Origin of the sequence: Collinsella sp. AM20-15AC (genome assembly GCF_003471405.1) — a bacterium.
Taxonomy (GTDB): Bacteria; Actinomycetota; Coriobacteriia; order Coriobacteriales; family Coriobacteriaceae; genus Collinsella.
On sequence record NZ_QRJA01000018.1, the window covers coordinates 49,734 to 58,274 of the forward strand.

The 8,541-nt window shown below is 59.3% G+C and carries 6 protein-coding genes; all 6 read right to left on the reverse strand.

Annotation, left to right across the window (positions count from 1 at the left end):
• Positions 1 to 354 precede the first annotated feature (354 nt).
• Positions 355 to 1,296 (reverse strand): site-specific tyrosine recombinase XerD, encoded by a 942-nt coding sequence (xerD, locus tag DW233_RS07150; protein WP_199574604.1) that lies wholly within the window; start codon positions 1,294 to 1,296, stop codon positions 355 to 357.
• Positions 1,297 to 1,298: 2 nt separating this feature from the next.
• Positions 1,299 to 2,960 (reverse strand): CTP synthase, encoded by a 1,662-nt coding sequence (locus DW233_RS07155; protein ID WP_006234274.1) that lies wholly within the window; start codon positions 2,958 to 2,960, stop codon positions 1,299 to 1,301.
• A 178-nt stretch (positions 2,961 to 3,138) separates the two neighbouring features.
• Complete coding sequence (locus tag DW233_RS07160) at positions 3,139 to 3,477, reverse strand: hypothetical protein (protein WP_022094205.1); 339 nt, start codon at positions 3,475 to 3,477, stop codon at positions 3,139 to 3,141.
• Between the two features lie 256 nt (positions 3,478 to 3,733).
• Positions 3,734 to 5,215, reverse strand: a complete 1,482-nt coding sequence (locus DW233_RS07165; RefSeq protein ID WP_006234276.1) for a DUF1846 domain-containing protein — start codon at positions 5,213 to 5,215, stop codon at positions 3,734 to 3,736.
• 559 nt (positions 5,216 to 5,774) lie between these two features.
• On the reverse strand, positions 5,775 to 7,262 hold the full coding sequence (locus tag DW233_RS07170; protein ID WP_370448055.1) for a YfcC family protein: 1,488 nt from the start codon (positions 7,260 to 7,262) through the stop codon (positions 5,775 to 5,777).
• 138 nt (positions 7,263 to 7,400) lie between these two features.
• The gene (argF, locus tag DW233_RS07175; RefSeq protein ID WP_117584234.1) at positions 7,401 to 8,396 is read right to left on the reverse strand and encodes an ornithine carbamoyltransferase; all 996 of its coding nucleotides are present in this window, start codon (positions 8,394 to 8,396) and stop codon (positions 7,401 to 7,403) included.
• Positions 8,397 to 8,541: the final 145 nt, after the last annotated feature.

Consider the following 8,541-nt stretch of genomic DNA (forward strand, 5'->3'; position numbering starts at 1 on the left):
ACCCCTTCCCCCACCCCTCCCCACCATTCCACCCCCAATATGTTGTAAAACACCCCCGAGCATATGTTCGAAAACACAATATGTTGTGTTTGCAGCAAAGGCGGGATGCCACCTGTAGAACCACGCCCGCGAACCTCAACCTTCAAGTTGACCTTGAGGCGATTTTTACGTCCCTTTACACGCTGTTCACATCGCCCCCAAACTCCCCCACCCAAGGCACATGCGGCCCACCACCGCGACGACAAGTGGCGAAAAATGGGACAGGCCCCAGATTGCCCATGCGCGCGCAAAAGCACGCCGCGGCAATCTGGGGCCCGTCCTCAAATACCTATAAATTTGCAGGTCAGCGATGTGCTAACGATGCGCCAGCGGGTGCGCCGCCAGATAGACCTCGGTCAGTTGCGTACGATCGACATGCGTGTAGACCTGCGTGGTCGATATATCGGCATGTCCCAAGATCTCCTGCAGCACACGGAGGTCTGCGCCGCCCGCAAGCATATGGGTGGCAAAGGAGTGACGCAGCGTATGGGGATGGAGTCCCACCAGTCCCACCTGGCGCCCGTAGCGCTCACAGATGGCATGGATGCCCTGGCGTGACAGACGGCGGCCGTTCTTATTTAAAAAAACCGCCGAGGTCTCGGTTCCGCGGGCATGGGCCGCCAAGCGAGAACGCCCCTCAGTTACATAGAGCGTCAGAGCTCGCGCCGCGCTTCCCACCAGCGGGGACAGGCGTTCCTTTGAGCCCTTACCGCGAACGAGCACAAAGCCATCGTCGATATGGATATCGCCCACATCGAGCCCCACCAACTCGCTCACACGCAAACCGCATCCGTAGAGCACTTCCAAGATGGCATGGTCGCGCAAGCCCATCTCGCCCTCGGGGAAATCTTGATCGAGCAGCGCCGAGACATCCTCCACTGATAGATACTCCGGCAAACGCTCAGCCTTTTTAGGAAGGCGCAACGCCGCCGTTGGATTTTGGGCCACAGCCCCATCGCGCACCAAAAAGGCATGCAGGCCCTTCACGGCCGCAAGCGCACGCTCCACCGAAGCATCGGAATAGCCCCCATCGCGACGGTCGGCGACAAAGCCCTCCACGACCTGACGGGTCACCTCTTCAAAAGACACAATACCCGCCCGCTCCAGATAGGCGCAGTACGTCGTCAGGTCACGACGATAGGCCGCAATCGTGTTGCGCGCCAAACCCCGCTCGACCGCGAGGTAATCGAGATACTCCCCCGCCGCCACGGCGAGCGACGAGGGAGTAGCTTCGGCATGTTCCTTATTCGCCGGCACCCTTAGTCCGTAGCGAGGTTCATGGGCGTCACCTGCAGGCGATCGACACCCTCGTGCTGACCGATCGAGGCACGCACGAACTCTCGGAACAGCGGCTGCGGGTTGGTCGGGCGGCTCTTGAACTCGGGGTGAGCCTGGGTTGCCACATACCACGGATGCACGTCGCGCGGCAGCTCGACCATCTCGACCAGGCGCTCGTCGGGCGACAGACCCGAGATAACCAAGCCGGCGTCCTCGAGCTGGTCACGGAAAGCGTTGTTGAACTCAAAGCGGTGACGGTGACGCTCGTAGACGAGTTCCTCGCCATATGCCTCGCGAGCAAGGGTATCGGCGGCGAGCTTGCACGGATAGGCGCCCAGGCGCATGGTGCCGCCCTTCTCGGTCACGTCCTCCTGCGAGCTCATCAGATCGATGACGCTATACGGACCGTCCGGATCAAACTCGGAGGAGCTGGCACCGGCAAGGCCAACGACATTGCGGGCGAACTCGCACACGGCGACCTGCATACCCAGGCAAATGCCCAGATACGGTATCTTGTGCTCACGGGCAAACTCGGCCGCGAGGATCTTGCCCTCCAGGGCGCGCTTGCCAAAGCCGCCGGGGACCAGGATGCCCGAGGCGTCGCCCAGAACCTCGGAGACATTCTGCTCGTCGAGGCTCTCGCCGTCGACCAGCTGGACGTCCACATGGCGATCGTAGAAGACGCCCGCATGGTGCAGGGCCTCGATAACCGACAGGTACGCATCGGGCAGCTGCGTGTACTTACCCACGACGGCAATCTTAACCTTATCGGCGTGATGATTGGCATGGTTCTGCTTACGCAGGAACTCATTCCACTCGCTCATGTCGCGCTCACGCGGGTCCAGGCCCAGGCGCTCGCAAATACGCAGGTCAAAGTCCTGCTCGGCAAGCAGCTGCGGCACGTCGTAGATGCTCGCGCAGTCCTCATTGGTAAAGACGCAATCGGTGTCGACGTCGCAGAAGCTTGCGATCTTTCCGCGGATAGCGTCATCGATATGGTGGTCGGAGCGCAGCACGATAATATCGGGCTGGATGCCAAAGCTGCGGAGCTCCTTGACGGAATGCTGCGTGGGCTTGGTCTTGACCTCGTGGGCGGCGGCAATATAGGGAACGAGCGACACGTGGATGTAGCAGACGTTCTCGGGGCCGGCCTCCTTGCGGTACTGACGGATGGCCTCCACAAACGGTTGGGACTCGATGTCGCCGATCGTGCCGCCCAGCTCGGTGATGACTACATCGGAGCCGGTCTGCTCCTCGATGCGGCGGAACTTGTCCTTAATGGCATTGGTGACGTGGGGAATCACCTGCACGGTACCGCCCAAAAAGTCGCCGCGACGCTCGCGGGCGATTAGGCTTTTGTAGATGGCACCGGTCGTAAAGTTGGAATCGCGGGTCAGGTTCTCATCAATAAAGCGCTCGTAATGACCCAGGTCCAGGTCGGACTCGTAACCATCCTCGGTAACGAAGACCTCACCATGCTGGAACGGGCTCATGGTACCGGGGTCGACGTTCAGATACGGGTCGGCCTTTTGCATCGTTACTTTGTAGCCACGCGACTTGAGCAGACGGCCCAGCGAGGCCGCGGTAATACCCTTGCCCAGAGACGAAACTACGCCACCGGTCACGAACACATGCTTGGTCATATTGAGTTACCTGCGCTTCCCGTAGAAGTTATCCATACACATCTTACGGGTCTTCATTGTAATACTCGCGCCGCGGACCGTTCGCAATTTTTCTCGCGTGCGGTTGCATTTCTCAATCTTGAAACAAAACGCCGCCCGGTTTCCCGGGTGGCGTCGCTATGGCAAGGGTTACATGCTGCTATCGATCAGCAGCCTCATCCTCAAGCATTTCCTGAACGAGCATGCCGGTACGGACGCCCTCAAGATACCACTCGCCACGTTCGGTGAGGCAAATGCCATTTGCAAGCTGACCGCCGTCGTCGCTATAACGCGAGACGACATCAATCATGCCTTCGGAATCCAAGCGATCGATTGCGGCGCGGGCACGATACGGCGAAACCCCCACGCGCTCGGCAAGCGTTTTGCGCGAGAAACCATACGGCCCGCCATTGTCTTCGGTTTGCTGGTCGATCTCCATCAACACCAGCACCTCGACACGCTTCATATCGTTGACACTCGCACGGCCCTTGCCCGCCATAGCAGCCTCCTCAAACCGAGCACGAGCATCTAACGCGCCGTGCGCGACCGACACACCTCACGATGGCAGGTAATATCCATCATGCGGCATCCCGCTAAGGATGAAACAGTTACGGTTATTGTATACCGCTCAAATTGTTTCTAGGCAGGTAAACGGCTATTTTTCGCCGAAATAGGCGCTTTATTGATCAAAAAGCCGTACCGGGCGCTAACCCGATACGGCCAAAATGCAATGCAATTACCGCGGTGCTTCAAACTTAGCGATGGAAGAAACCGCGGCGCTCAAACTTGGGCTCGCAGCACACGTTGATACCCAGTTTGCGCAGTACCGTCTCGTCCGTCGGCGAGATAATCACGCTAAAGAAGGCATCGCAACCGCGCAGCTGCTCCAGGCCCGAAAGGACGCGAGCGGCCGTCTCACTCGTGGCCGAGGTGATCGACAGCGCCATAAGCGTCTCGTCGGTGTGGAGGCGCGGGTTTTTGCTGCCCAGGAAATGCGTCTTGAGCTTGCTGATGGGCTCGATCGCCTCATCGCTAATGACCTCGAGCTCAAGGTCGACGCCCGAAACATGCTTGAGGGCGTTCATAATGAGCGAACTTGCGGCGCCCAGGCGCGTGGAGGTCTTACCGGTCACCACGGAGCCATCGGGCATGACCATGGCACCCACGGGACCACCCGTCAGCTGCTCCCTGGTGAGGGCCGCCGAGCGCGCCGGTGAGTAGTTCTTATCGATGCCGGCTTTCTTCATAATAATCTTGAGACGGTCGACTTGCTCATCGCCCACGCCGGTACGGCGCACATTTTCGACCGCGGTAAAGTAGCGGCGGACGATCTCCATCTTGGAAGCGTCGCGGCAGGCATCGTCATCGGTGATGGCAAAGCCGACCATATTGACGCCCATGTCCGTAGGGCTCTGGTAGGGGCTCTTGCCCAGGATCTTTTCCATCAGGGCACGGACTACCGGGAAGGCCTCGACGTCGCGGTTGTAGTTGACCGTGGTCTTGTTGTAGGCCTCAAGGTGGAACGAATCGATGATATTGGCATCGTCGAGGTCAGCCGTGGCGGCCTCGTAGGCAATATTGACCGGATGCGTAAGGGGCAGATTCCAAACCGGGAAGGTCTCGAATTTGGCATAGCCGGCGGCGGTACCGTGCTTATGCTCGTGATACAGCTGCGAGAGGCAAGTGGCGAGCTTGCCCGAGCCGGGGCCGGGTGCCGTCACGACAACGAGTGGACGGGTGGTCTCGACAAACTCGTTCTTGCCGTAGCCATCGTCGGACACGATCAGATCGACATCGTGCGGATACCCCTCGATGGGATAGTGCAGCTTGGCGGGAATACCGAGCGCGTTCAGGCGGTTGCGGAACACATCGGCAGCAGGCTGGCCGGCGTACTGGGTGATGACCACGGCCGCGACGGCAAAGCCGTTGCCGCGGAACAGGTCAACCAGGCGCAGCACATCCTCGTCATAGGTAATGCCAAGGTCACCACGAGCCTTGTTTTTCTCGATGTGGTTCGCGTTGATCGCGATGATAACCTCAACATCGTCGGCGATGCTCTTGAGCATGCGGAACTTGCTGTCCGGTTCAAAACCCGGCAGCACGCGGCTCGCATGATAGTCATCGAACAGCTTACCGCCAAACTCCAAATAGAGCTTGCCACCAAACTGCGAGATGCGCTCCTTAATATGAGCGGCCTGCAGCTCGATATATTTCGCGTTGTCGAAACCCTGGCGCATGTATGGCTCCCGTCCCGTTTCGTAAATTAAGTTCCTACGCGATTATAACGGAGCCTGCCCTCCCCGATGCCCAGGCCATCAACAGGCACCAACCAAACACGCCAACCGCAACCACCAGGGACCCGGGATAGCTAATTTGAAGCAGGAACCAAGTCACTCCTCGCCAACAATGGAAACGTCACAGGCAGAGCCAAAGTCAGCGAACGGGCACCAGAGCGGGCAAGCTGTTCCCCTGCACAAACAATAACAACGTCGCAGGTTGAGCATAAGTCAGCGAGCGCCGTCCAGGACGTACAAGTTGGCATGAAAAAGGCAAGGCATAGACCTTTTGGTCATGCCTTGCCTTTTGAATGACAAATTGTCGTCCTGGGCGGCGCGCAGCGTCGACCGGTTCCGGCGTTTGGTAAAACGCCGGAACACAAGAGCGCCCCCTCCCGCGCACGGAACGGGAGGGGGCCAAAGGTAGGAGTCTACCGGTGGGGTTACCCCACCGGACAGACGATGACCAGGTGATCCGTTATAGGATCGTCATGGTTTCCGTGGGGTACCCAAGGGGTACTTAGAGCATCACGCAAGCGACGGTCAGGATGATGGCGCAGACGACGGAGAGAGCGACGATGAGCTTAAGAGCAAACTTGAGCCAGGTCGTCCACTCGATCTTAGCCAGAGCGAGACCGCCCATGATGGCACCAGAGGTCGGGGTGAACAGATTCACGACGCCGATGGCGGCGGAGAAGATCATGACCATGACCTCGGGCGAGAAGCCGAGCTTAACAGCCAGCGGTCCCATGATGGGCATGGAGACAGTAGCCATACCGGAGGTCGAGGGGATCAGGAAGGACAGGCCAAAGTAGACCAGGAAGCTCATGGGAGCGAAGATCACGCCGGACAGGCCAGCCAGAGCATTGGCGGCAGCGTCGAGGACGTAGACGTCGAGGCCGGTGCTAGCCATGAGGACGGAGATACCACGGGCGAGAGCGATGACGAGGACAACGGACATCATGTCGGCAGCGCCGGTGATGAAGGTGTTGACGATCTGCTTCTCGGACAGGCCACCGATGATACCGATCAGGACAGCCATGAGGAAGAACCAGGTGGAAGCCTCGTCGAAGTACCACTGGCCAATGGGCAGGCCGGTGATCAGGGCAGACCAGCCCTGAACGATGGCGTTACCGTCGGCGTCATAGACAGCGCCAGCATCGAAGAAGTTGGCGACGCCCTCGTTGAGGTCGGCCAGCGGGATGAAGCCGACGATCATGACGACGAAGGTGAAGGCAAAGGCGATCAGAACACCCTTCTGACGACCGGTGAGCTTGACCTCCTTGTGAACCTCGGAAGCAGCCTTGCCGTGAGCCTCTTCGGCGTCCTTGAGCTCCTGCATCGAAAGGATGGTGGAACCCTTGTCAGCCTTGACCTTCTTGGCATAGCTCATGACGAAGAGGATGGACATAACAGTGGTAACAATCCACAGGACGGCACCGAGGCCGATGATGATGGACTGGTTGACCTCAATGCCAACGCCGGTCAGAGCGTCGACGGCAGCGCCGACGGCGAACGGGTTAACCGTGGAGCCCAGGCAGCCGCAGCCAGCGCCGAGCAGGACGGTGGCAGCACCGACCATAGGGTCGAAGCCAGCGGCCATCATGGTAGCGGCAAGCAGGGCGTAGAAGGGAACGGTCTCCTCGCACATACCATAGGTGGTACCACCGAGGGAGAAGATGAACATCAGCACGGGAATGAGCATGATCTCATTGCCCTTAAGCTTCTGCACCAGAACAGCAATGCCGTTGTCCAGGGCGCCGGTCTCGGTCATCATGCCGAGGAAGCCGCCGAGGATCATAACGAAGAGGCAGACGGGCAGAGCGTCAGCGAAGCCCTTGACCGGGGCGGTGCAGAAATCGCTCAGGCGGGCAGCGGTAACCTCGCCACCGGACGTACCGGAGACGATAACGGTAACAACCGCGACGATTGCCAGCAGAGCAAGAAGAATGGTGAACGATGAAGGCATACCGCGCTTTTTCTTAGCGGTCTCAGTCATAGTTCTCATCCCCCCTTCATAAATCATTTACTGATCTCGCCCGAAGCGGCTCTTCCGTGCCGTGCATGTCGCTCGGTGCGAGATTTTTACCAGACAAAAGCGCTCGGGGTGCGCAGCAATGCACCCCGAGCGAGATGCTAGATGCTCTTACTTGAGCGTGGCGTACATGACAGCCTTGATGGTGTGCATGCGGTTCTCGGCCTCGTCGAAGACCTTGGAAGCAGGGCTCTCGAAGACCTCGTCGGTGACCTCCTGCTCGGTGATGCCGAACTGCTCGCACTTCTCGGCGCCAATCGTGGTGTTGGTGTCGTGGAAGCTGGGCAGGCAGTGCAGGAAGATGGCACCCGGGTTGGCCATAGCCATGACCTCAGAAGTAACACGATACGGGGTGAGCTGAGCGATGCGCTCGGCCCAGACCTCGTCGGGCTCGCCCATGGAGACCCACACGTCGGTGTAGAGAACGTCGGCACCGGTGACGCCGTCCTTGACGTCGGTGGTCAGCTTGATGGTGCAGCCGTTGGCCTCGGCGATGGGCTTGCAGGCCTCGATGACGTCGTCAGCGGGCATGCACTCCTCGGGGCCGCAGGCCACAAAGTTCATGCCGAGCTTGGAGCAGACGACCATGAGGGAGCGAGCGACGTTGTTCTTGCAGTCGCCCATGAAGACGAGGGTCTTGCCCTTGATGTCGTAGTTGAAGTTCTCCTGGACGGTCAGGATGTCGGCGAGCATCTGGGTGGGGTGCCACTCGGTGGTCAGACCGTTCCACACGGGCACGCCGGACTTAGCGGCAAGCTCCTCGACGTCGTCCTGGGCAAAGCCACGGAACTCAATGCCGTCATACATGCGGCCGAGAACGCGGGCGGTGTCCTCGATGGACTCCTTCTTGCCCATCTGCGACGAACCCGGATCGAGGTAGGTGACGCCCATGCCCAGATCCATGCCGCCAACCTCGAAGGCGCAGCGGGTACGAGTGGAGGTCTTCTGGAAGAGCAGAACGATGTTCTTGCCCTCGAGATAACGGTGCGGAACGCCAGCGCGCTTCATGTCCTTGAAGTTCTTGGAGAGCTTGAGCAGGTACTCGATCTCCTCGGTGGTGAGGTCGAGGAGCTTGAGGAAGCTACGGCCGGAGAGGTTAACACCCATGGTTCGTTTCCTTTCGAAGAAATGAATTACGTAAGTATTAGTGTTGCCCGTTTGACGGGCGAAACCGGTGCGGTTGTAGGGGGACCGCACCGGAAACGGAAAACCTTAGAGGTCCTCGCGCCAGAAGGGCATGCTCATGCAGCGC

What these genes read in the sequence shown, in the direction of transcription:
- DW233_RS07160 (WP_022094205.1), bottom strand. Translation starts at nt 3,477, where the DNA reads ATGGCGGGCAAGGGCCGTGCGAGTGTCAACGATATGAAGCGTGTCGAG.
- DW233_RS07165 (WP_006234276.1), bottom strand. Translation starts at nt 5,215, where the DNA reads ATGCGCCAGGGTTTCGACAACGCGAAATATATCGAGCTGCAGGCCGCT.
- argF (WP_117584234.1), bottom strand. Translation starts at nt 8,396, where the DNA reads ATGGGTGTTAACCTCTCCGGCCGTAGCTTCCTCAAGCTCCTCGACCTC.
- DW233_RS07170 (WP_370448055.1), bottom strand. Translation starts at nt 7,262, where the DNA reads ATGAGAACTATGACTGAGACCGCTAAGAAAAAGCGCGGTATGCCTTCA.
- DW233_RS07155 (WP_006234274.1), bottom strand. Translation starts at nt 2,960, where the DNA reads ATGACCAAGCATGTGTTCGTGACCGGTGGCGTAGTTTCGTCTCTGGGC.